Source organism: Fructobacillus sp. ESL1129 (assembly GCF_058507945.1).
Window position 1 is genome coordinate 317,747 of record NZ_CP196668.1, and the last position, 22,357, is coordinate 340,103.

Sequence of the window (22,357 nt, forward strand, 5' to 3'; positions counted from 1 at the left end):
TCGTGTTTACCAAGAAAAAAAAGAAACAAAATAAGCCCCGCTTATCCGCAAGAGAAGCTCGAAAAAAGGCACGTCTTGAGAAATTAAAGCCCAGTACCCAAGATACCTTGCGTTTTGAACGGCTCTACGATAACGGTCTAATTAAAGTGGCTGAAAATCAATTTTCACGTCAATATCGACTAAACGATGTGGCTTATGAAGCTGCCGGCGAGACTCAACAAGATGGTGTTGTTTTATCTTATGCCAAAGCGCTGAACTCCTTAGATCATCATGACGCTTTTGAACTAACGGTTGTCAACGAACGAGTGGGGGAACGAGCCATTCAAAACCTGCTCATGCCTTTGACTGGTGATGAAAATGACGTTTATCGTTCCGAAATCAATCAAATTATGGCGCAAAAGTTTACGACGTCTGAAAACGAATTCCAAGTTCGCCGGTATATTACGTTGTCCGCTGATTCACGGACTGCTGAAGAGGGCGAAAAAGATATTAACAAGGCCGCTAAGGACTTTACTCAACGCTTTCAAGAAAACGGAATTGATCTTCGTTTTGAAAGTCTCAATGGTAAGCAACGCGCGCATGTTCTGAACTTCATGACTAACCCTGGCGACGAGTTACCAATTCGGTCGCTGGACATGGCCACCAGTAATAAGGACGCGGTTGCCTCTAAGACGATGGACATTGACTCAGGCTATCTGAAGATAAATGAGAAATTTGCCCGAATTATGTATATCCATGATTACCCCAAGCTGATGGAAGATAAGTTAATCCGTGAGTTACTAAGGTTGAACCGTGAAATGGTCATCTCAATTCATGCAGAACCATACAACATGCAAGAAACTAAGCGGAAAGTTAATTCGATTGCCACGCAAAATAAGATTGATATGCGCCGGCAACAAAAAGATAACTTTAAAGACGGAATTGGCGAAGACATGCTTTCGGGCGCTGCTTTGGAAATTAAAGACTCGACGGCAGCCTTGCAGGCCGACTTTAAGGACAATACGCAAAAGCTCTTTTCTGGAACCTTTACAATCATGGTCTTGGCTGATTCCAAAGAAGATTTACGCACCGCAACCACCGATATTAAGGGAGTTGGGCAAGGGCAGGGAGTTAACATTGAAAGTGTATACAACTATCAAGAAGAAGGCTTTAACACCGTCTTGCCTATTGGTCACGCGGTGTTAGACAAGCTGCCAACAAAAGAGTTCATGCGGGACATGACTACCTTGAACGTGGCCACTCAGGTTCCTTTTACCTCTGTGGAATTGCAAAGTCCCCATGGTGAGTTCTTTGGTCAAAACCAAATCTCAAAAAACTTGATTACCATTGACCGAAAGAACCGAGACGAATTGATCACTCCATCTGGATTGATTTTGGGGTCCTCTGGTTCTGGTAAGTCAGTGGCCACCAAGTATCAAATCCTGAACACTTTGCTGAACCACCCCGATGATCGAATTGTTATTGTGGACCCTGAATCCGAGTATCTGCCAATTGGACGTGCTTTAGGCGCCGAGATCTTGGATATTTCGACCGGAACTGATAATCACTTGAATATCTTAGACTTGCCCAACCGTGATGACCTCGATAGTGAAGATCGTAAGTTGGACCTTTACAAGGAAAAGACTAACCTGTTAATCTCGTTGCTCTCTGATGTCATGCCTTTGACTCCTAGTGAACGAGGAATTATTGATCGCGTCACTCAAATGACCTATGAACGCTATCCTAAGCCAACCTTAATGGATTGGCAGGACGTTTTGGACCAGCAACAAGATGAAGCTGCCGGCGAATTATCAAACGCCATGTTTCCTTACACCAAGGGGGCGCAGAACATTTTTGCTTACGAAACGAATATTGACTTGTCCAACCGCTTTATCATTTTCAACACGAAGAGTTTGGACTCGACGATGAAACCCTTTGCTATGAAGGTTATTTTGGATCAGATTTGGAAACAAGTGGTGTCTTACCAAAACAAAGCCACCACTTGGCTTTACTTTGATGAAATTCAAGTTAATTTTGAAACCGACGCCAATGCCCAATGGTTTACAAACCTCTGGGCGCGTGTCCGAAAATATGGTGCCATTCCAACTGGTATCACGCAAAATATCATTACTTTGCTGAGCAAGGACGCTGGTCAGAAGATGGTATCGAACACCGAGTTTATGATTTTGTTACGGCAAAAAGGTCCTGACCTACAAATGATGTCAGAAACCTTAGGCTATGATTCAGTTCTACTAAGCCAATTCTGTGGTGGTCGTCCACCAAAGGGAACGGGCTTAATTCAGGTTGATGGAATCATGATTCCTTTTGAAAATGAGATTCCAAAAAATACACAACTCTTTGAGTTATTAAATACCGATATTCGTGTTTAAGAGAGGGAAGAATAATGTTAGATAAAAAGAAACTCAATTTGAAAGCCAAGGTTAAGACCATTTGTACTTTATTCTTGGGCTTGGTTCTAGGAGTGGCCTTTACCAGTGCGGTGATTACGCCGTCGCATAAGTCTAGTTCTAAAACAACTAGTACGAAAACGACCAGTTCAACAGAGCTTAGCTCTAAGAACGTCAAGAATTTTTTGATGGCTTATTATACGCGGAAGGATTTAGGTGAAAACCGTAGTCGCTATCAAGATTACATGACCAAAAACGCCTATCAGAACGCGGTCAAATCAGAAGACCAGCCAACCAACGCGGTTTATAAAGGATTTGTCGTCGACCAAGAATTTGAAAGTGCTGATATTTTCATTGACGCTGATAAGAATCAAGCCATCGTAACGGTTAATTATGTGAACCAATCATTGACGAAGAAAGATGATCGTTCAACTGGCGTTCGTCAACACAAGACGGCCACGCTACTTTTGACCTATGTTAACGAAAACGGCAAGTTGAAGGTCAATGATATTCGCCCTAAGAAATTGACGGATAACACCGACACGCAGAACCAGCAAAATGTTCAACAAGAACGGAACAATGCGCCGGTCAAAGATGACAACAACGATATAGCAGATTAAGTCAGACTCAATTTGAATTGAGTTTTTTTTATTGGAGGTAAAGATGGCGAAGAAGTCAGGACGCACCTTGTCCAAGAAACAACGAGTTGACAAAGAAGTCGAGCAGTTGGAAGAAAGGCTAGAACTTAAGAAGCAAGAACAAAAAGAACTAAACGAACAGTTGCTGCAAGAAACCATGGCCGAAAACGATATTAAGCCAGAAGACTTGTTAGCGATTATTGAAGAGAAGGCAAAGGAGCGAGCACATGGGGCTGATTAGTTGGCTATTCCCGGGCGTAGGAAGCAAGGGTAAAAAGAGTAAGAAGAACAAGAAGCGTGGCGATGACGTATGGACCTATTCGATTCGCTTTGGACGAACGGTGGAAGATTTTGATTTTCCAAGTCCGGAGGACCTCGCCAATGAAATTGAAAGCTTGAGTCAGCTTCTGGAACGTTCCAACGAGACGGACCAAATCGTGGCCAAGAAAGAAAATCAAGACGGCGTCGTGATGTTTGCCGAACTGTTCAACTTACCGTTAGAAGTGGAAGTTGACGAACTCATGGATGGCTTTTATGGCAAAGAACGTCTGCCTTATGATAAGCGCTTGATTCATGGCATTCCCGATGACAGCAAGATTGACCCTTATGAACCCGAAGAAGTCGATCAAGAGGAAGCGGACCGTAAGTTCAAAGAACTGATCTACTATGCGCAAAAACCAAAGCCCACTGATGACGACGAGCCTGTACAACAGAGTGAACCGAAGTCAAACGCTGATTGGTTACTAGCAAAGAATGAAGAGGAAACACAGGTGGGACAAGACGGACCCTTTGAGGAAGAAATACCACAAAATACCACAAATGTAGCGGAAGTACCACAAAGTGCGACAAATGTAGCCGGCGCTTCTAATAACGATGAAAAAGAATCAGAAATTGAAAGCTTGCGTCGCCAGGTTACCGAGAATGAAGGCAAGGAATTAGAAGCGCTGCGCCGCCGCGTGCGGGAACAAGAAGAAATCATTCGTTCACAGGAACCATTAAAAGCACCACAAAGCGCGACAAAAGTGGAAGAAATACCACAAAGTTCCACAAATGTAGCAGAAGTACCACAAAGCGCGACAAATGTGGAAAGGGGACAAGACCAGATTCTCGATCCTGAAAACGATGTAGTCGCCAATGTGATTAAGTCCCTAAAGGCTGAACAAAATAAGTTGGCCAAAGAGATTGACGTTGATCGTACGGCAGAAATTCGCGAAGCAGTGAAACTGGAATCGGCCGAAGCATTGCAACAGGCCCAACATGAAGCTGAAGCTGAGATTGAACAGGAACGTCAAGAACGAGTATCTAGTGAAAATGCTCGCCACGACAATGCCATCGGTCAAATTGAAGCTGACGCCGAAAAGCGTTTAACAACTTTGAAGAAGAACTTGCCGATTGAGCTTGCTGATAAGGCAGCCATCACGCTAAAACAACGTTTGGCTGATGAAGAAAAGGCACAAGCACAACGTCAGAAGGAAAAGGAAGTGCTTGAACAAAAAATCAAAGACGCACTGGCGTTATTTAGTCATTAAACACAGTAAAAAGGCAGCCTATGGCTGCTTTTTTAATACATAAAAAAGAGGGAGACGAGACCGTGAAATCAGAAAAGGATAATAGGATCAAACGTAAGTTTTCAAGCCGACGCACGCAAAAGCAACGGCTGGAACGACGGTTAAAAGATATTGATGGCGCGAGTCCACGTCAATCTCGATTAGAAGCAAAAGCCGAATTTAAAAAGCGACGTAAAACCCGTAAAGAACGGGAAAAAGAGATTGTCAAACGACATGGTCTTGACGCGGTTAAAAAAAGAAACGTCTTTAGCAATATGGAAACGAAAAATGCTAAGAACGTCAATAAGCGCCTCAAAAAACAAGATGATACCTATTTAGGCAATCGGATTAAAACTAGTATCAAGACGGGGGTGCAACATAAGGTCACCAGCTCTTCTGCGCAAAAGTTAAAAGCCCAATTACGAAACGATGACATCTTAGCTGAAGGAGTCGATACTTACGATAAGGTTCAACAAGGAAAATATTATGGGCGGGTAGCCAAAAGTACCGGAAAGGTGACTGGTAAAGTTGGAAAAAACCTCGTCACGATTCCTTATGATGGGGCTGTTCGAACCAAGAATCTATTACGCGGTCGCGGCTTTCAAAAGACACCTTATGAAAAACAATTTTTTGGCTTGCGCAAGCAGACCAGCCAAGCCCGTCGGAAGTTGCAAGTCAAAATGCGACGACAGGCACGCCGTTTTGCTGGCCGGTACAAGAAGACGACGAAAATTGGACGCTTCTTGGGTCGGCGTTTTAAAAACATTTTTGGCGATCTATTTGGTAAGGGGCTTCTAAAATCTAAAATTGTCTGGGTTTTCATTGGAATTTGTACTTTCTTTTTGATTTTAGCCGGTGCAACTGGTATGCCTGGTCTTAAACAGGATAATCAAGAGATTAACGAAACCTGGTTAGCTCTGACAAAAGAAGACGCTGAACACACTGATAAAACACACCGTTACTTTACCGATTGGCAGCCTTTTATGTTCCAGTTAAACGGTATGTTTGGTGACTTCGATCCAAAGGATACTAACCAGGGCGCGGGTTACCAGAAACTGCGCAAGTTCGATGATAAGGGGACTTACCCGGTTGTCTTAACTAAGCTCTATGAAGAAACACACAAGAAATCGAAAGTGCTGACCTCACAGGAACTGATGGACGGTAAAAATGAGGACGGCGAAAAGGCGGCCGACATTATCCAAAATCCTTGGTTTATCATGAGCTCCGACACTCGTGATGACATCGACGCCTCCCGTCGTATGGGATTTTCGGTTTTGGGACATGAACTGGCAGACATGCAGGATAATCCAGAAGATAAGCCGGTCCAAATTGCTCGTCGTTATGGGTATGAAAAGGTCAACGACAAAACTGAACTCCATGATGGCAACACGATTGTTGTGACTCCTAATCAGGCTGTTAAGGCGCCAGTGGCTGGTAAAGTCTCGGTCTTAAATGACCATGCCATTAAGATATTCCTCGATAAAAGCCATGACTTAGTGGTTGATGGTTTGACCAACTTTAGGGCTTATGAAGGTCAAGAAATTCAAGAGGGCGACTTACTAGGTGACGCTAGCTCCAATCAGCTAGAGCTGCAGTACAAACTTTGGAACGGTTATGAAAAGGAATGGTTCTCAGCCAACGTTGGTTTTTATTTTAGAAACGTTGAGTTCTTGCAGTTTACGTCGGTTGTTGATGATGACTTTGACCCATCTTCCAAGACTGAAGACCGTGCCCTCACTATTTGGCAGCACTTAAAAGATAAGGGCTACTCCATGGAAGGGGTCGCAGCGATGATTGGAAACTTCGCTGTTGAAAGTAACATCAATCCAAAGCGTGCGGAAGGTGATTATCTGAAAGCGCCAGTGGGTTCCAGTGATAATTCTTGGGACGATGATAACTGGTTGAACATGGGGGGCCCTCAAATTTATGATGGCCGTTTCCCAAATATCATTCATCGAGGCCTAGGTCTTGGACAATGGACGGACGTGGCCCCAGGACCTGGTGGCCGAAACACGGCTTTGCGGGAATACGCTAAATCCCAGAACAAGAAATGGTATTCTTTGACCCTACAAATTGACTTCATGCTAGAGGCGGATAGTGGTGCCAACGTTGCTAAGAGTATCCTTTCAACTAAAAACACCGACGTCGGCGCCTTGGCAATCCAGTTCCAACAATCTTGGGAAGGAAACCCAGGAGACAAGACACAAGAACGTGTGCAAGCAGCCTTAAACTGGTTCTCTTACTTGCAGACCCATGGCGATGACAAGACAGAGGCCGACAAGAAGAAGTCTGAAGAAAAGAAAAAGTCTGAAAAGAAGGCAGACGAAACCATTAAGGAAGTCGAAGACGCCGAGAAGGACAATCGAACCGTGTCTTGGTAAGACCTTTATTATAGAAAGGAAATTCTAATGGAACAACAACAAGTAATGAACCGTTTCTTCTCAGTAGGAGAGACCTCGATTAAAGGCATTTTAGAGGCCCTAGCAAAATTGACTAAATTGGAACTTCGGGATCTTACTCGTGTTCTTTGGCTAAAGGCGCGCCCGATGGAAGGTGAACAGAAACTCTATCGTTTTATGGCTGAAAAGTCGATGAAAGATGTGGTAACTTTGCCAGATAGTTTTAACACCTCGGCTAACTTGGAAGAATTGAAGAAATATTTAGCGAAAAAAGGGGTTCCCTTTGCCTATGCCAAGAATGGGGACCGAACAGAGCTCTTCTTTCAAGTACGCAATGAACGAGTAATTCGTTCGGCCCTGGCCGACATGTTAGAAGATATTCAAAATACAGACCACGACTTGTGGGAATGCTTAAATAAAAAGAGTCCAATAACTGCCGCTGATCGTGTCAAGGAAGCACGAGCCGAACGAGCTGCCCAGCCGCACAAACAAGCTGCGCGACCAAAGCAACCCATGCGGCAAACGATGAAAGGAAGATAAGATGGACCCACAACGACCTTATAAAAAACGACTACGACCACACTTGATTTTGGGCGGCTTCCTAGCTGTCCTTTTTTATTGGGCAGGTAATTTTGTCAGTCACATACCAGGGCAAACCTTTGGTGAAAAAGAGATGGCCCTGTTTAGTTACACATTAGAAGTACGAAACATGTTGGCTCATTGGCCCCTTTATCTCATGCCAACACTTGCCGGAATTATCACGGCGATGTTGGGCTTTTTGTTGGGTCTCATGCTCTATGCCCATGGCAATGATCGTGGGATTTATCGAAACGGGGAAGAACATGGTTCGGCCCGTTACGCCACCCAAGCTGAAATGGACCGGCTCAAAGACCCTGTACCAGACAATAATTTGATTTTGTCACAACACGGTCGTATGGGTTTGTTCAATCGAAACCTACCACGACCCGAACAGCGCAACAAAAACATGTTTGTGATTGGTGGGGCTGGTTCGGGAAAGACTTTTACCTTCTTAAAGCCAAACCTAATGCAAATGAATTCGAGCTTTTTGGTCACCGACCCCAAACGTCTCTTAGTCCGTGAGCTTGGAACCATGTTGCGGGAACAGGGCTATCAAATTAAGGTCTTTGATCTTTCTCGTTTAACGGATTCGGACCAATTTAATGTTTTCAACTACATGCCCACTGAACTTGATGTCGATCGGGTTTTGGACAGTATCTCCATTGCAATCCAAGACTCAGACCGTAAGAAGGATTTTTGGCAACTTGCCTCGGATATGTTGGTGCGTTCTTTGATTGCCTTACTTTGGTACGACTCACGGGATAATCACTATCAAGCAGACATCTCCATGGTGACCGAACTTTTGCGTGGCCTGCAAAAAGACGGCGATGATGAGGAACCTAGTGATACGGAATTGTTGTTCGCTGAACTGGAAAAGTCCCACCCTAATAACTATGCGGGAAAACAATTTAAGAACTTTAAGTCGATTGCCGCAGCACCAGAAACACAAGCTGGTGTGATTGGGAATGCCGTTTCGGTCTTTGCTAGTTTCGATCATCAGCAAGTCACCGACATGATCAACAAGGACACCATGGACATTGAGTCTTGGAATGAAAAGAAGACGGCGGTCTTTGTGCATATTCCAGAAATCTCAGCTTCTTATAACTTCTTGGCCTCACTGTTAGTAACCACCTCGATAACGGTTTTGTCTCGAAAGGTTGATGAAGTCAACGAAGGGATTCGGCAGACCAAAGATGATAAGCCATTATTGCATTTTCGTTATTGGCTTGATGAGTTTGCCAACATTGGGAAAATGCCCCATATCGACAAAGCCTTGGCCACCTTACGATCACGTGAGATGTCTTTGGTGATTATTTTGCAGGCCTTAGACCAGTTAAAAACGATGTATCAAAAGGGCTGGGCTGGACTTTTAGCGACCGCCGACACTTTAATTTTCCTAGGTGGTAATGAAAAAGAAACCACTGAGTATCTATCCCAGCGTGCTGGAAAGCAAACCATCAATATCCGAAATCACTCGATTAACAGCGGACGAAATGGTTCCGAAAACCGACAAACGCAAGCCCGTGACCTTTTGACGCCAGATGAAGTAGCCCGGTTAGATAACCGAAAAGCACTGGTCTTTGTCAATGGCCGCAATGTTTATATGGACGATAAATATGACACACTGGAACACCCACGTAAGGACTTATTAGCTAATAGTCCAAAGGATAAAAACTGGTATCGCTACAAGCGCTTTAAAGATGATTATGAGCGTATGAAATATGCCGCTGTAACTGACCCAACCATTGGTTTTGTCGATATGGGTCAGGTCAGTGGAGTTAAATAACAAGGAGATGATATGAATTTTAAAGAACGTAGTGAACTAATTGAACGGGCCAAGACAATGTCCATCATCGACGTCGCCAAGCAGTTAGATATGGAACTCGAAAAGACTGGGCGTTCCTATCAATGGACTGAACATGACTCACTAGTCCTTGTGCCCGACAAGAACAACTTTTATTGGAACTCACGCAGTGATGGCGGCGACGCCTTAAAGCTGGTCCAAATGGTTCGCGACGTTGGCTTCATTGAGGCCACGGAGATTCTGGGTGAGATGGAAGGAATTCCTTCTGCTCAGGCTAACCAAGCAGCAACCCCCCGAGCGCCCTTTGAATACAAACTTAAAGAACACAAGGTCATGAACGCTGGCGAAAAGTACCTGACCGAAGAACGGGGCTTAACGCAAGAAACCATCGACTTCTTCAAGGAACAAGGGGTCTTAGCCCAGGCCTCTTACACAACAGATTTTGAAAAGAAAAAGTCCGAACCGGTGTTGGTCTTTAAAGGACTATCAAATGGAGAAGTGGCTGGTGTTTCCTTGCAAGGCGTTTGGAAGAACGAAGCTTATGGCAAACGAGAACACCTCAAACGCAATCTTGGTAACGGCTATGCTGGTTTTCGCGTCGCCATTGGCTCACCGTCAAAGAACCCTCAAGAGCGACCTTTAAAGGTAAAAGCCTTTGAGTCGCCCATCGACTTGATGAGCTATTATCAACTTCATCGAGCAGACATACAAGATACTTTGTTAGTGTCCACTAATGGCCTCAAGAAAGGCGCAATTAGTTATGCCGTGGCGGACTGGTTGAACCCGTCAATGGCCAATGAACAGAAGAGTCGTTTACTTGATTTTCTTAATGACAAGCAAACCTACGAGAAGGAAGCGATTCAAGTTGACTTGGCCGTTGATAATGATCAAGCTGGCCAGCAATTTACGGAAAATATTGGTTGGAACAATTTGGAAGTATCGGCTGAGGTCCCACAAAACTCAGGACAGGAAAACGTGAAAGACTGGAACGACGTCGTAAAACTAGCGAAGCGGGACAAGAATCCAAAAATCCTTGATTCTGAAGACTCAATAACTGACGAGTATCTTGAATCAAAAGGATTTAATAAAAGTACCTTAGAGGGAAACGTGAATTCTCTTTTTGAGACTACTTTTGAAGACGATGATTATATCGTTTTGCTTAACGAACACCTCGATCTAGATAGGCTGTATAGAGATGTCAGAGCTGAGTTCGTAAAGAGGCTTCCTGATGAACCCGACTTTAACATGGACGTCTACACCGATGAACTATTCGCGGATAGTGCCGCAGTAATCACTAACCACTATGTAAACTTACCAGCAGAAGAATTTCTGCAAAGCGCGACAAATGTAGATGAGTCTGAACAAAACGTACTTAGCGAGGCCATAAAAGCGGGTTTTGACCCAGAATATATGGCCGATGATGGGTATCGTTACACTATTAGCCAACTAAGTGAACTGAACGGCGCTGTCGCAGAAGAATTTTATGATCAAATTGATTGGAAAAAGGTAGCCGAGGCGGACGCGGTCGATTTTATCGAGTATGCTAAAACATTTGATCCCAAGATACAACTTTCATCGGAGGCGTTATCGGAGAATTATACAGACCAACAGAAACTGCTTTTTTCTTTTCATGATCAACAGATTCGTAAAGACAAGCGTTCTGCCTCTATGCTAATCAAAAATTTTGGCGTGAAAGGTTTAGAAGAAGAGTACCAGCAGAAAGTGAGTAATGAACCGATGACAAGAGGAACGAACAAAGAACTCTTTACGGACTACCAGCAAGCCTTTAAGGACGTTCAAAGCTACACCAAGACTGAACAGGCAAAGTGGTTACTCGATTTGGCCAAACAGCCAATGGATCCAGTTGTCTATGAGGACTTTCTTTACTCCGAGGGTATGGTGCCAGAAAATTGGCCTGTGAAAGCTGGGGTGGCTTTTGATGAAGCAGCCAATCAGCAACAGGCCATTTTGAAAGCCATTGATGTGACCGCTGACACGATGGCAGACCCTGAGTTTGTTCAAGGATTAGAACTTGGAAACAGACCTCACCCAGCCACGGCCAGCGAAATCTACCAAGAACCTAGTCAGTTTTTCGATGACAATGGTGATCTCTATAATGATGAAATGGCTATGGGCGACCTCTTAAATGACATGAAGGACTATTTAAACCCACCCGTTGAACTGACTACCCAAGAAGCCGCCATTCTTAGTTCCGTTGACCCTCGTTTGATAAGCAATACTCATCAAGAGACCGTCAGTCCTGAAAAGGTGGCAGGGCATCAAAAGGATTTTGCAATGGATCCACAAAGTCGCAAGGTCTTGAAGAGCATGAAGAAGGCTATTGTTGAAGCCGGCGCCCTGTCTATTGGTTACTTTCAAGGGGTTAAGGCCAAGATGTTAGAACTAGACCCTGACATTTTGAAGAAGACGATGGCCAGCGCCGGTGGCTGGGTTGCCGAAACCTTGACTACAAACGCCGACCTGGCCATGGGGGATAAGCCTAATGAGTTTGATAACGTATTAGTCACGGAAATGGTCCGCAACTTGAACTATCAAGACTTCAAAGAGGTAGCGCCATTTTTCTTTAACTACCAAGTGAGCCAGGAGGATATTTTGGCAACACCAATGGAAGCTAATCCACGTAATAAGATGGCGATTGAGAACGGTGGTTTAACTGACCACATTCGTTTCAACCTACCAGAGAGACTGATACAAGCTAACGAAGGACTGGAACAAGGTGAAAAGAATATTCTTGCTTATAATCCATTAACCGATGATATTTTAGCGATGGAAGGGGGCCGACCTGATCTATTTATCATGAACAGTCAGTGGGAAGAGGAAGGTTCAATTGCACTTAGTGCCAGTGACCTCTTAGAGCACTCGCAAGTGGGTATTCAAGATAAGGCCTTCCAGTTACTTGAGCAACATGGTGATAAGCAATACGCCAATGACTTTATTTCGATGAATGAGGCCTTACAGTTGGAACATTCGGATCTGACATTCTCAGATGACGAAATGAAGACGGCACTACAAGAGGTTGACCGCAACAAGGCCTTTGACGATCTCATTGACGGCAAAAAAGCCCAACAGCAAGTAACACGTAAGCGTGGGCTGAGAATGTAAGTTGTTTTAGTCAATTAGGCAAAAAGTCGATTATTAGGTTCTCAAAAGCTCTCAAAAACAATCAACAATGTATTACATGAAAGGATAGTTATGCCAGAAGAAAAATCACTACAAACTTTGATTAAAGAGAAGGATACAAAAGGAGTTAGTGCACACATAAAGGCAGGTATGGCAGACTACCTAAAGTCTGACCAGTTCGCTTCCTTTCTGCGTTTTTCTAATCGTTTTCCAAACTACTCAAGTCGAAATCGTCTCTTAATTCATCGACAAAATCCAGAGGCCGCTCATGTTGCTTCTTTCAAAAGATGGAAAGAAATGGACAATCCCGTTAAGAAAGGAGCGAAGTCAATTCGCGTTTGGGCACCCGTTCAATATCGGGTGAAAGACAAGAACGGAAAAGTAAAACTCGACGAAAATGGTGAAGCAATTGTTCGTAAGACCTTTCGTTTAGTACCGGTTTTTGACCAAACCCAAGTCCAACACCCCGAAAAGATCGTCAGTCCGGTTAAGGATTTAGAGGGTGATTTGGAAACAGGTAAGTCTTCTTTTGAGTCAATCATGAAAGTACTCGATGAAGAAACTGACGCAAAGATTACCATCGGACAAACGGAGCGTCCGGAGGTAAAAGGCTTCTATCAACCATCGAATAACTTAATTGTTTTACAGGCGGGTATGGGTGAAAAGCAGACCGTCAAAACGGCTATTCATGAGATTGCCCACAGCAAGTTACACAAGAATGATAAGAACCGTTATGGCTCACAAGACTATGCCAAGAATGAGTTTGAAGCAGAAAGTATTGCCTATATGGTGTCGAACAAACTTGGTATTGATTCGTCCGATTATTCATTTGGTTACTTAAAAAACTGGCAACCAAATGAAGAAGATTTGCAATCTTTGTCGGATAGTTTTGAAACAATTACCGCCGTTGCAAGTGAAATGATTGACGATATTGATAGCCGAATTGAGAAAGTTCAAGTCGAATCGGTGCAACATTTTTCGCCACTCAATCGAGTGAGAAATCGTGGAAAGCAATCCAATTCTAATACCAAAAATGAACAAAAGACAGCCCAACCGAACCAAGAAAGTGAGGCAAAACAATCAAAAAGGAAGGGGCCTCAGCGATAAAAAAACAGCAGATTGGTGCTGGGGCCCACTTAAATCGAGCCAATGAAGAACGCAAAAAACAGGTTGCACAAGCCAACAAAAAATCAAAAAATTACACACGAAAAAGAACTTTGGAAGGACTTGATTTAAATGAATAATGCAGAAAAAGAACTCATCATTGGTGTCATTGTTGAAGAGACAACGGTTGATTTTAGTCAAACTGTTTTAGACAAAAACGATGTCAAACCGGATCGAGTTGGCATGTTACATTACCTCGAAAACGCTCTCGAAGGTTACGAAAAAAGTGACATTAATTTTGAAAAAGATGATCTAAAAAAGGTCATTACTTGGTTAAGAAACGAAGAAAAAGAAGCGAACTATGACGAAGTTCTTGCAGAAATTTTCGAAAATTATGAACTAAAAACGTTTTAAAAAATGACGCAGACATTACCGGGGATTGGGGTGAAACCCCAAAATTTAGCAAGCAAAAAGAGGCCGAAGGAAGGCCTTTTTTTGAGCGGTAATGTCGCAAGTGTGCAAACACTTGCTGTACTTGCAAAGATAACTTTACGCTTTTCTGCAATGAAAATCGCCTTGGTTTTTTAGTGTCGAATTTTTTCATTATTCTATTGCTGGAAAAGGAGGAAATAAATGAAAATTGATAAAAAAAGAAGAAGAACTATTAGGAAAGTGATTAGTTTAACCGAAAAAGAAAACGCTGCGTTAGATAAAAAAATCAAGCGGAGTGGTTACGAAACCTTTCAAGCTTTCGCCTTCATGATGTTGTTTGATGGCGAGGTTTTTTTTCAAGATTTTTCGGAACTAAACAATCTAAATTATGAAATTGGAAAGCTCGGAAATAATATTAATCAGTTAGCCAGAGCCGCCAATATTTATAAACAAGTAAGTCCAGATGATGTGCAAGAATTGACGGACGAACTAGAAAAATTACGCGAATTAGTCGAGGAAAAGTTAAACAATCTAACCAGGAGAAAGCGAGAATGAGGAGTGGTTTATACAAAACATAAAGTGATTCATTCGTTCAACCAGTTACACAATACTGATCAATATATCAAAGACGAAGCGAAGGTTACGGTTGAGAAAACAAACCATCTTGAGAACGCTGTTGATTATATTATCAATTCGCATAAAACGAATGAGCAACAATTCGTTAGTGGGCACTTACTTGCCAATCTTGACAAATCAACTGACGAATTTACTCGGACAAAGTTCATTGCCGCATTGGCAAAGGGGCGGGGCATTGAAATAGATCAAAATGACAAAGTTGCCCCCTTTCAATTTAGTGATTTTGAAAAAGAGTACGAACGAGGTAAGACAGCATTAGCCCATCATTTGATTCAATCATTTAGCCCTGATGATAATTTAACACCAGAAGAAGTTCATGAAATAGGACGACAAACCGTCATGGAATTAACGGGTGGCAATCATCAATTTGTTATAGCCACTCACTTAGACAAAGAACACTTACACAATCATATCATTTTCAATTCAACCAACTCAGTAACTAACAAAGCGTTTCGCTGGCAGAAAGGAACGCAACGAGTTTACGAAAATATTAGCAACAAAATTGCCAGTCGTTATGGTGCAAAAATTATTGAAAGGCGACCGGGAAATAATCATGCGCAGTATACAAAGTGGCAAGCCCAAAATATTTTCAAGAAAAAAATTAAGCGCCGACTTGATTTTTTAATTGCTCGATCAAACGCGAAAGAGGACTTTTTGGAAAAAGCCGACTCTCTATCCTTGGAGATTAACGACAAGGGAAAGCACACAAAGTTTCGTTTGAAAGACCGTGATCAACACCAATGGACCCGTGCACGAACCTTAAACAAAAATGACCCAGATTACTACCAACTCGACCACATTGTTAAGTTGGTCGAACAAAATAATCTTGATGTTTCTGTGGACGATGTCTTTGATGAATACATTGATACTGTTCAAGAAACCAGCCAAGATTATACCTGGCGAGTTGAAATTGAACCTTTTCAAATTGACTCATCGAATGAGCATGGTCTTTATTTAAATGTTGACTTTGGTGTTGATCGACGCGGACAGGTGTTTGTACCGGGACGCTATTTGGATCCGCTGGAGAACGGTAACTACCTCTTTTTCTTAAAGGACGATGACTTTTTTGAGCTAACAGAAAACCGAACTGAGAGACCAGAAGCTAGCTTCAACGGACAGAATAAGACGCCACGGTACATGAAAGGAAAGACGCTGGTACGCCAGTTCTCTACCCAGAACGGAAAACAACCGGTCCGGAAAGAACCGGTCTTAAATACCATCAATGATTATTTACGGGCGCTCGACTTCTATGCAAGCCATGGTGACGGGACCTTGCAAAGCGGCCAGGCTAAACAGATTGACCAGAAACTAACAGAATCGCTTAGCGAATCTAAGTCCAAACTCTTTGAACTTGACCAAAAGATTGTGGAATTGAAACAGGAAATTGCTAAAGACCTGACCAATCCAAGTATTGTTGAGGGTTATAAACGAGAATTGGACGCCATCATGGAAAGCCGTGACTTACTCAACACACAATACGAACAAGCGGTTCAAAATCTCGATTACTATCGAGGGATTGAGTCTAAGTATCACAGCGAAAATCCAGAACAAACGCAAAAGACCACGAAGAGTCGTGGCCCAGCATTATAGGAGAATTAACATGAAGCAATCAGGATTAACGACGGCATGCAATGTTTGTAAACAGTTAGGATCATCTTGGTGGCGCTGGGCACAACGTTGTTCCTTTGGAATGGTCCTTCTCTTATTTTGGGGAAGTTTACAAACGGCTTCCATTGAGCAAAATCAGTCGACTCAGTCGGTGGCTCTACCCGCCGAACAGTTAGGCGAATTTTACACCTTATTTAGCTGGTTACTATTAACAGCCTTACTTTGGCTACCCCTTTTGATCGCTTTAATTGAAGTCTTGATCGACTCATTGACGAAAAGAAAGTCAAAAATCAGCAAATAAAAAGCGCCAAAACCGCATGGTTAAGGCGTTTATGGCATAATATTAGCATGCAAACAAGTGAAGATGGTGGCGATCCTGTATGTTCCATTGGTTTCTTTGACATATGACACAGGGCGTTCATACTTGATTTCAAGGTCTACCTCATCATTTTCTTGCAGATTATTAACATGATACGCTTCAACCGCACCAGATAAATCATTCAAGACAACTTGATGTGTAAATATGGGCGTCTTTTTTTTTAACTATATAAATCAATAACACGAAAGGAAATATTCTTATGGCAAAATATTTAATTATTACCGAAAAGCCTTCGGCACGAAAGAATTTTGAAAAAGCACTAGGGGGGCTGACAGGTCACGTTGCAAATTATGACTATGAGCTGACTAATCTACGTGGTCATGTCATGACCTTAAAAGATCCGCAAGAACAGGTTCCAGCTGACCTAAAGGAAAAGTACGGATCTTGGAAACTAAAGGATTTACCGTGGAATCTAAAAGACCTATCATGGAAGCGTACTTACTTAAAATCTTGGAACCCTCGTTCAAAAAAGATGGAGAGCACCAAAAATCTCGTCGATGACTTGAAGAATAAGGCAGCGACTGCCGACGCTTTAGTCATTGCCACCGATACGGACCCATCTGGTGAAGGTGATTTACTGGCCTGGGAAGCCATTGACGCAATCAAATGGACAGGTCCTGTCTACCGAGCAAACTTCGCTGATGAAAGCCCTAAGAGCTTACTGAAGGCCTTAAATAGCCTAAGACCTATCGAGAATAAGGAGAAGCATGGGGCTTATCAAAAGGGCCTGGCCCGCAATAAGTGGGACTTTGCCTCAATGCAATTGACCCGTGCTGCCACAACCCTAACCCGTGGGGAAGGGTATTCACTGGTCTCAAGACAAGGCCGCTTAAAGTCAGCCATGTTACTCAAGATTTACAAACAACTGGAAGCAATCAAAAACTATGTCAAGGTGCCTTACTTTGAGTATCGTTTTAAAGACGAAAACGGCAATGTTTTCGCCCGTAAAGCACCCGACAAGGGGGAAGAGGTTGCCTTTCGTTATGCAACTAAGGAAGCTCTAACAGCCGCTGAGAGCTATCAAGAAAGCAGTGCAGTCCAGCAATTATCTGTCACTGATAAGAAGACCGTACCACCCAAGCTTTTAGATCTGGCCTCATTGTCGGCAATCCTATCCAAAGAAGGTTTTAAGGCAAAGGAAGTCTTAGCGACTTATCAGAAATTGTATGAGGCACAGATTGTTTCTTACCCACGAACGGAAGATAAAACGATTACACCAGAGCAGTTTCAAGACATGTTGCCTTTAGTCAATCAGATTGCCGGCCTGGTTGGAACTGATCAGGCACTGCTTACTCATCGTCAACCACGTCCTAGCCATGTGAAAGAGCAAGGTGCTCACGGCGCTAACCGTCCCGGAACTAAAGTGCCGAAGAATTTAGATAGCCTTAGTTCTTTTGGCGAATCTGCTAAGCGAATTTATGAGGTCTTAGCTAAGAACTTCTTAGCCATGTTCGCTGAGGATTACCATTACCAGCAAGTTAAAGCCGCTTTACAAGATTATCCGGACTTCACCACAACGCTTAATCTGACGACCAAACTGGGCTGGAAGGCCGTCTATCAAGACCAGGATAACGAAGAGGAAGACAAAACCAGTAAAGGACTTGGTACCCTGGGACACTTGTTTGTTCATGAGGGACAAAATAGTAAGCCAACAGCGCCGACCTGGAAATGGCTGAAAACCTTCTTGGAAAAAAACAATATTGGAACCGGTGCCACAAGAACTAGTACCTATGGAGAACTTTCAAGCGGTAAGAACGCCTATATAATTGATAAAAAAGGTAAGATTGACTTAACCAAGGACGGGCAAGCAGTAGCCATTATGGCACAACGTACATGGCTAGCAGATCCTCGTACCACGAAGCGGGTCTTTGAGATTTTTGATCAAGTTGGCCGGTTTGAAGTAAGTGCTGATCAAGCGATACACTCGATTGTCTTGACCGTCAAACATGATATTCCTGTTATGACTGAAAATGCCAAAAAACTAAAAGACAGCCTTGGTGCCCCCCAAAAAACTAGGAAACAATCCAAAAGTCCGGCTAAGGAAAAGGTAACTGGCCTTTGGCGGGACAAAGAAGTGTCCTTCTCAAGCGAATTTTCTGGCCACAAATTTACTGAACAAGAGATTGAAGATTTACTTGATGATCAACGAATTGCTTTCAAGACAAGAAGTAAAAAGGGGAAGTCCTTTGAAGTAGCGGGAAAGCTTGAGGTACAAACATACAAGACCAGTAAGTTTGTTGGTTTCAAACCAGAATTTAAATAGAAAGAGAGATTGATATGAAAAAGATCAGAAAAATGGATATCAATGAAAAGCGTATTTTTAAAATAGTAAATGAAAAACGAATGTCTGAAGATGATCGTTACATTCTCAAGGAAGCTATCCGTGGCTGGATTAAGTCAATTGACCCTTTATTTGTGGAAGAAATACCACAAAATACCACAAATGTAGCGAAAGTTCCACAAAGTGCGACAAATGTAGAAGAAATACCACAAATCATAGTATAATAAACCCCCGGTGGCTTGCTACTCGCTTTAACCGATGACCACCACTTAAAACTATTCTTGTTCTGAGTAGTAAGCTGCCTTTTAGCCTACTGGTCAATCTTTAACCATTGATTGTCTGATACTTCTTGGCCAGTAGGCTAGTCCTTTCCTGTCTTAACGATAAGAGAGGGCTTTTTATTTTTAAACAATTTTTCGATAAAAATGTTAAAGGATTACTTGATTTATTGCGATTCGATCACGTCTTATAACCAATGAACAATTTACTTCTCTCTTTAAATACATGTTCTATCAATAAATCAGAAGTCCTTTACTTATCAAAGTGGGGGCTTTTTCTTTGTCTCTCTTCACACTTTTCTCTTGATAATACGAACATATGTTCGTATACTATTCTTAGGTTTTCAAGAGGTGAACAAGATGAGTGTTGAACAAGTACAAACAGTCTATGAAAAGGAAGCACGACGAGTCTTCTTTCTCATTGACTCAAAGAGTTTTTATGCCAGTGTGGAATGTGTCCAACGAGGTTTGAACCCACTAAAAGCTGAACTAGTCGTCTTGTCAGAACAACGCAATACCAATGGCGGGCTTGTTTTAGCAGCCTCACCAATGGCCAAGAAGCACTTAGGGATTAGTAATGTTACTCGCAAACGAGAACTGCCTAACACCTCATCATTAATAATGGTCAACCCAAGAATGAACCTCTATATTGAAAAGAACCTGGCCTTAAACGAAATCTTTTTGGAGTTTGTTGATCAAGACCACGTTTTACCTTATTCGATTGATGAATCCATTTTAGACATGACTAGTTTCTGGCACTTGTTTGGTCGTAGTCCTGAAGAAGTGGCCTTGAGAATCCAAAAAGAAGCACGTCAACGCATGGGCCTTTATTTGACCGTCGGGATTGGTGACAGTCCTGTTTTAGCTAAACTAGCCTTAGACATTGATGCCAAGCACGCCAAAGATTTAAAAGGGACTTGGCATTATGAAGATGTCGAGGAAAAACTTTGGCCTATCACGAAGCTCACTGATGTCTGGAGTATTGGTAAACGAACGGCTAAAAAGCTAAATAACTGGGGTATCAACTCGATGGGTGATTTAGCCAGCTATGATCCCTATCGTTTGAGAGAAAAAATGGGTTTGATGGGTGAACAGCTATATGCTTTAGCTTGGGGAATTGACCGTACTGAATTAACAGAAAAACTGACAGTCAAAAATAAGTCGTACAGTAATTCGCAAGTTTTGCCCCGTGATTACCGTAAACAAGAAGAAATTGAAGTGGTGCTTAGTGAGTTAGCTGACCAAGTCGCTGCCCGTATTCGGCACCACAAGAAGCAAGCCCGCCTTGTCACCCTGAGTATCGGCTACTCTTATTCGGCTATTGAAGAGGAAGGTACCAATGGTTTTCACCAAACGGTTCGGATAGACCCAAGCAACCACAGCCAAATTTTGATAAAAGCTGTCTTGAGTATTTTCCGCAAGAATTGGCCAGGGGCAACAATCCGAAACATTTATGTGGCTTATGGTGATCTGGTCGATGATAACCAAGAGCAAATTGATTTATTTAGTCCCACCACAGAAGAAGCACCTAATCATGTCGAACAACTACTGGATCAGTTACGAGATCGTTTTGGTAGTACCGCTGTTATGCGAGCCATCTCTTATGAAAAAGGAGGCACTGCCCTAGAACGTGGCAACCTTGTTGGTGGCCATAATGGGGGCAATAGTTATGAATGAGGAAGCGATTCGGCGTGCTAAGGTTTTCTTTGAACAAGATTACCGGGAGCGCGGTAAAATAAAGTGGAACGGCTTCTTTCTTTCGGATCATACTCAGAAAATCAATCATACTAAAGAGGCTGGACAAGAACAGCGCACTTGGTTAGAAGAAACGCCGATTCATGACATGCAGTTGCTCTGTCAGGAAGCTTTCGCTAATCATCGAAGGGTGCTTGTACAGGTTAATAGGACCTCAACAGACCAAGAACCGTCAAAGTACGTCATCGAAGAAGTGACTGCCTTTGATGAACGTGGTTTTTGGTCAGAAAATAAACATTATGATTACGAATTTGTTCGACACTTAGAGGTTATCAAATGACAATGGAATCTATCAAAGCGGAGATTTTAAAAGCCATCACACCACTTTGGCATAAAGCGCCAAATACACTTTATGTTTTGCGGGTTGTTCTACCTCAATTTGATAACCCGGTTGGTCTTTTCTTTGAGTGGAATAAAATTGGACGGGCAACCCACTCACAACCGATTGCTTCTTATCCAGCCGAACAAGCCGAGCAGGTACTGCTAGCAGTTGAAGAGATGAAGAGAGAGCATGGTTTAACAGTCGTAATTTTCAAGTAAGCGCCAGGGTGTGGGCAACGCCCACAAGCGCTGCGAAGCAGCTTCAAAACGGTTTTATTCATAAGGCCGTTTTGGAAGAAATACCACAAAGCGCGACAAATGTAGCGTAAATACCACAAAGCGCGACAAATGTAGCGTAAATACCACAAAGCGCGACAAATGTAGCGTAAATACCACAAAGCGCGACAAATGTAGCGTAAATACCACAAAGCGCGACAAATGTAGCGTAAATACCACAAAGCGCGACAAATGTAGCGTAAATACCACAAAGCGCGACAAATGTAGCGTAAATACCACAAAGCGCGACAAATGTAGCGTAAATACCACAAAGCGCGACAAATGTAGCGTAAATACCACAAAGCGCGACAAATGTAGCGTAAATACCACAAAGCGCGACAAATGTAGCGTAAATACCACAAAGCGCGACAAATGTAGCGTAAATACCACAAAGCGCGACAAATGTAGCGTAAATACCACAAAGCGCGACAAATGTAGCGTAAATACCACAAAGCGCGACAAATGTAGCGTAAATACCACAAAGCGCGACAAATGTAGCGTAAATACCACAAAGCGCGACAAATGTAGCGTAAATACCACAAAGCGCGACAAATGTAGCGTAAATACCACAAAGGTAGCTAAAAGACTACCTTTATGTTACGCGTTTTTTTAGCCTCGTTATCTTGTTTATCATCGTTGTTTTGGCCACTTATTGAAACATTTGATATAATTTTATGGACGTTGCTACCGAGCGTCACTTCCATTTGCGTCTAGCCCCTGGCCAGACGCTTTTTTATTGTGCCATGACTTCCCTACTCGATAGAGTGGGGGACTTACTGTTAGAACTACTGT

The 22,357-nt window shown here is 42.8% G+C and carries 20 protein-coding genes; 18 read left to right on the top strand and 2 right to left on the bottom strand.

Annotated features, from left to right (window positions below):
• Positions 1-2 precede the first annotated feature (2 nt).
• The 13 genes from ACSYSL_RS01605 (at position 3) to ACSYSL_RS01665 (ending at position 16,576) form a co-directional block, all read left to right on the top strand.
• On the top strand, positions 3-2,369 hold the full coding sequence (locus ACSYSL_RS01605) for a VirB4-like conjugal transfer ATPase, CD1110 family (protein ID WP_491708838.1): 2,367 nt from the start codon (positions 3-5) through the stop codon (positions 2,367-2,369).
• Positions 2,370-2,383: 14 nt separating this feature from the next.
• Positions 2,384-3,007: a hypothetical protein gene (locus ACSYSL_RS01610; RefSeq protein WP_491708839.1), complete on the top strand. Its 624-nt coding sequence runs from the start codon at positions 2,384-2,386 to the stop codon at positions 3,005-3,007.
• Between the two features lie 43 nt (positions 3,008-3,050).
• Positions 3,051-3,266: a hypothetical protein gene (locus tag ACSYSL_RS01615; RefSeq protein ID WP_491708840.1), complete on the top strand. Its 216-nt coding sequence runs from the start codon at positions 3,051-3,053 to the stop codon at positions 3,264-3,266.
• Complete coding sequence (locus ACSYSL_RS01620; protein ID WP_491708841.1) at positions 3,253-4,554, top strand: hypothetical protein; 1,302 nt, start codon at positions 3,253-3,255, stop codon at positions 4,552-4,554. Before ACSYSL_RS01615 ends, ACSYSL_RS01620 begins: the two co-directional genes overlap by 14 nt.
• Positions 4,555-4,616: 62 nt before the next feature.
• A complete protein-coding gene (locus tag ACSYSL_RS01625) occupies positions 4,617-6,953 on the top strand; it encodes a phage tail tip lysozyme (protein ID WP_491708842.1) in 2,337 nt (778 codons plus the stop codon).
• 27 nt (positions 6,954-6,980) lie between these two features.
• Positions 6,981-7,511, top strand: coding sequence for a DUF3801 domain-containing protein (locus ACSYSL_RS01630; protein ID WP_491708843.1), 531 nt, complete (start codon positions 6,981-6,983; stop codon positions 7,509-7,511).
• Between the two features lies 1 nt (position 7,512).
• Positions 7,513-9,336 carry a VirD4-like conjugal transfer protein, CD1115 family gene (locus ACSYSL_RS01635; RefSeq protein ID WP_491708844.1) on the top strand — a complete coding sequence of 608 codons (1,824 nt, stop codon included), beginning with the start codon at positions 7,513-7,515 and terminating at the stop codon, positions 9,334-9,336.
• A 12-nt stretch (positions 9,337-9,348) separates the two neighbouring features.
• The gene (locus ACSYSL_RS01640) at positions 9,349-12,477 is read left to right on the top strand and encodes a toprim domain-containing protein (protein ID WP_491708845.1); all 3,129 of its coding nucleotides are present in this window, start codon (positions 9,349-9,351) and stop codon (positions 12,475-12,477) included.
• A gap of 90 nt (positions 12,478-12,567) precedes the next feature.
• Positions 12,568-13,602, top strand: coding sequence for an ArdC-like ssDNA-binding domain-containing protein (locus tag ACSYSL_RS01645; RefSeq protein ID WP_491708846.1), 1,035 nt, complete (start codon positions 12,568-12,570; stop codon positions 13,600-13,602).
• A 129-nt stretch (positions 13,603-13,731) separates the two neighbouring features.
• Positions 13,732-14,013 (top strand): hypothetical protein, encoded by a 282-nt coding sequence (locus ACSYSL_RS01650; RefSeq protein WP_491708847.1) that lies wholly within the window; start codon positions 13,732-13,734, stop codon positions 14,011-14,013.
• A 219-nt stretch (positions 14,014-14,232) separates the two neighbouring features.
• Positions 14,233-14,586, top strand: a complete 354-nt coding sequence (locus tag ACSYSL_RS01655; RefSeq protein ID WP_491708848.1) for a MobC family plasmid mobilization relaxosome protein — start codon at positions 14,233-14,235, stop codon at positions 14,584-14,586.
• A gap of 3 nt (positions 14,587-14,589) precedes the next feature.
• Complete coding sequence (locus ACSYSL_RS01660; RefSeq protein WP_491708849.1) at positions 14,590-16,257, top strand: relaxase/mobilization nuclease domain-containing protein; 1,668 nt, start codon at positions 14,590-14,592, stop codon at positions 16,255-16,257.
• A 10-nt stretch (positions 16,258-16,267) separates the two neighbouring features.
• Positions 16,268-16,576 (top strand): hypothetical protein, encoded by a 309-nt coding sequence (locus ACSYSL_RS01665; protein WP_491708850.1) that lies wholly within the window; start codon positions 16,268-16,270, stop codon positions 16,574-16,576.
• A gap of 29 nt (positions 16,577-16,605) precedes the next feature.
• Here ACSYSL_RS01665 and ACSYSL_RS01670 read toward each other — a convergent pair whose 3' ends face one another.
• Complete coding sequence (locus tag ACSYSL_RS01670) at positions 16,606-16,779, bottom strand: hypothetical protein (RefSeq protein ID WP_491708851.1); 174 nt, start codon at positions 16,777-16,779, stop codon at positions 16,606-16,608.
• A gap of 74 nt (positions 16,780-16,853) precedes the next feature.
• Here ACSYSL_RS01670 and ACSYSL_RS01675 point away from each other — a divergent pair, with 74 nt between their 5' ends.
• The 5 genes from ACSYSL_RS01675 (at position 16,854) to ACSYSL_RS01695 (ending at position 21,508) form a co-directional block, all read left to right on the top strand.
• Positions 16,854-18,917 (top strand): DNA topoisomerase, encoded by a 2,064-nt coding sequence (locus tag ACSYSL_RS01675; protein WP_491708852.1) that lies wholly within the window; start codon positions 16,854-16,856, stop codon positions 18,915-18,917.
• Positions 18,918-18,949: 32 nt separating this feature from the next.
• Positions 18,950-19,159, top strand: a complete 210-nt coding sequence (locus ACSYSL_RS01680) for a hypothetical protein (RefSeq protein WP_491708853.1) — start codon at positions 18,950-18,952, stop codon at positions 19,157-19,159.
• Positions 19,160-19,573: 414 nt separating this feature from the next.
• Positions 19,574-20,890 (top strand): Y-family DNA polymerase, encoded by a 1,317-nt coding sequence (locus ACSYSL_RS01685; protein ID WP_491708854.1) that lies wholly within the window; start codon positions 19,574-19,576, stop codon positions 20,888-20,890.
• Complete coding sequence (locus ACSYSL_RS01690; RefSeq protein ID WP_491708855.1) at positions 20,883-21,248, top strand: hypothetical protein; 366 nt, start codon at positions 20,883-20,885, stop codon at positions 21,246-21,248. Before ACSYSL_RS01685 ends, ACSYSL_RS01690 begins: the two co-directional genes overlap by 8 nt.
• The gene (locus ACSYSL_RS01695) at positions 21,245-21,508 is read left to right on the top strand and encodes a hypothetical protein (RefSeq protein WP_491708856.1); all 264 of its coding nucleotides are present in this window, start codon (positions 21,245-21,247) and stop codon (positions 21,506-21,508) included. Before ACSYSL_RS01690 ends, ACSYSL_RS01695 begins: the two co-directional genes overlap by 4 nt.
• Before the next feature lie 54 nt (positions 21,509-21,562).
• On the opposite strand, the gene ACSYSL_RS01700 is transcribed toward ACSYSL_RS01695, so the two are convergent.
• Positions 21,563-22,135: a hypothetical protein gene (locus tag ACSYSL_RS01700; RefSeq protein WP_491708857.1), complete on the bottom strand. Its 573-nt coding sequence runs from the start codon at positions 22,133-22,135 to the stop codon at positions 21,563-21,565.
• Positions 22,136-22,357 lie beyond the last annotated feature (222 nt).

What these genes read in the sequence shown, in the direction of transcription:
- ACSYSL_RS01610 (WP_491708839.1), top strand. Translation starts at nt 2,384, where the DNA reads ATGTTAGATAAAAAGAAACTCAATTTGAAAGCCAAGGTTAAGACCATT.
- ACSYSL_RS01615 (WP_491708840.1), top strand. Translation starts at nt 3,051, where the DNA reads ATGGCGAAGAAGTCAGGACGCACCTTGTCCAAGAAACAACGAGTTGAC.
- ACSYSL_RS01620 (WP_491708841.1), top strand. Translation starts at nt 3,253, where the DNA reads ATGGGGCTGATTAGTTGGCTATTCCCGGGCGTAGGAAGCAAGGGTAAA.
- ACSYSL_RS01630 (WP_491708843.1), top strand. Translation starts at nt 6,981, where the DNA reads ATGGAACAACAACAAGTAATGAACCGTTTCTTCTCAGTAGGAGAGACC.
- ACSYSL_RS01635 (WP_491708844.1), top strand. Translation starts at nt 7,513, where the DNA reads ATGGACCCACAACGACCTTATAAAAAACGACTACGACCACACTTGATT.
- ACSYSL_RS01640 (WP_491708845.1), top strand. Translation starts at nt 9,349, where the DNA reads ATGAATTTTAAAGAACGTAGTGAACTAATTGAACGGGCCAAGACAATG.
- ACSYSL_RS01645 (WP_491708846.1), top strand. Translation starts at nt 12,568, where the DNA reads ATGCCAGAAGAAAAATCACTACAAACTTTGATTAAAGAGAAGGATACA.
- ACSYSL_RS01650 (WP_491708847.1), top strand. Translation starts at nt 13,732, where the DNA reads ATGAATAATGCAGAAAAAGAACTCATCATTGGTGTCATTGTTGAAGAG.
- ACSYSL_RS01655 (WP_491708848.1), top strand. Translation starts at nt 14,233, where the DNA reads ATGAAAATTGATAAAAAAAGAAGAAGAACTATTAGGAAAGTGATTAGT.
- ACSYSL_RS01665 (WP_491708850.1), top strand. Translation starts at nt 16,268, where the DNA reads ATGAAGCAATCAGGATTAACGACGGCATGCAATGTTTGTAAACAGTTA.
- ACSYSL_RS01675 (WP_491708852.1), top strand. Translation starts at nt 16,854, where the DNA reads ATGGCAAAATATTTAATTATTACCGAAAAGCCTTCGGCACGAAAGAAT.
- ACSYSL_RS01680 (WP_491708853.1), top strand. Translation starts at nt 18,950, where the DNA reads ATGGATATCAATGAAAAGCGTATTTTTAAAATAGTAAATGAAAAACGA.
- ACSYSL_RS01685 (WP_491708854.1), top strand. Translation starts at nt 19,574, where the DNA reads ATGAGTGTTGAACAAGTACAAACAGTCTATGAAAAGGAAGCACGACGA.
- ACSYSL_RS01690 (WP_491708855.1), top strand. Translation starts at nt 20,883, where the DNA reads ATGAATGAGGAAGCGATTCGGCGTGCTAAGGTTTTCTTTGAACAAGAT.
- ACSYSL_RS01695 (WP_491708856.1), top strand. Translation starts at nt 21,245, where the DNA reads ATGACAATGGAATCTATCAAAGCGGAGATTTTAAAAGCCATCACACCA.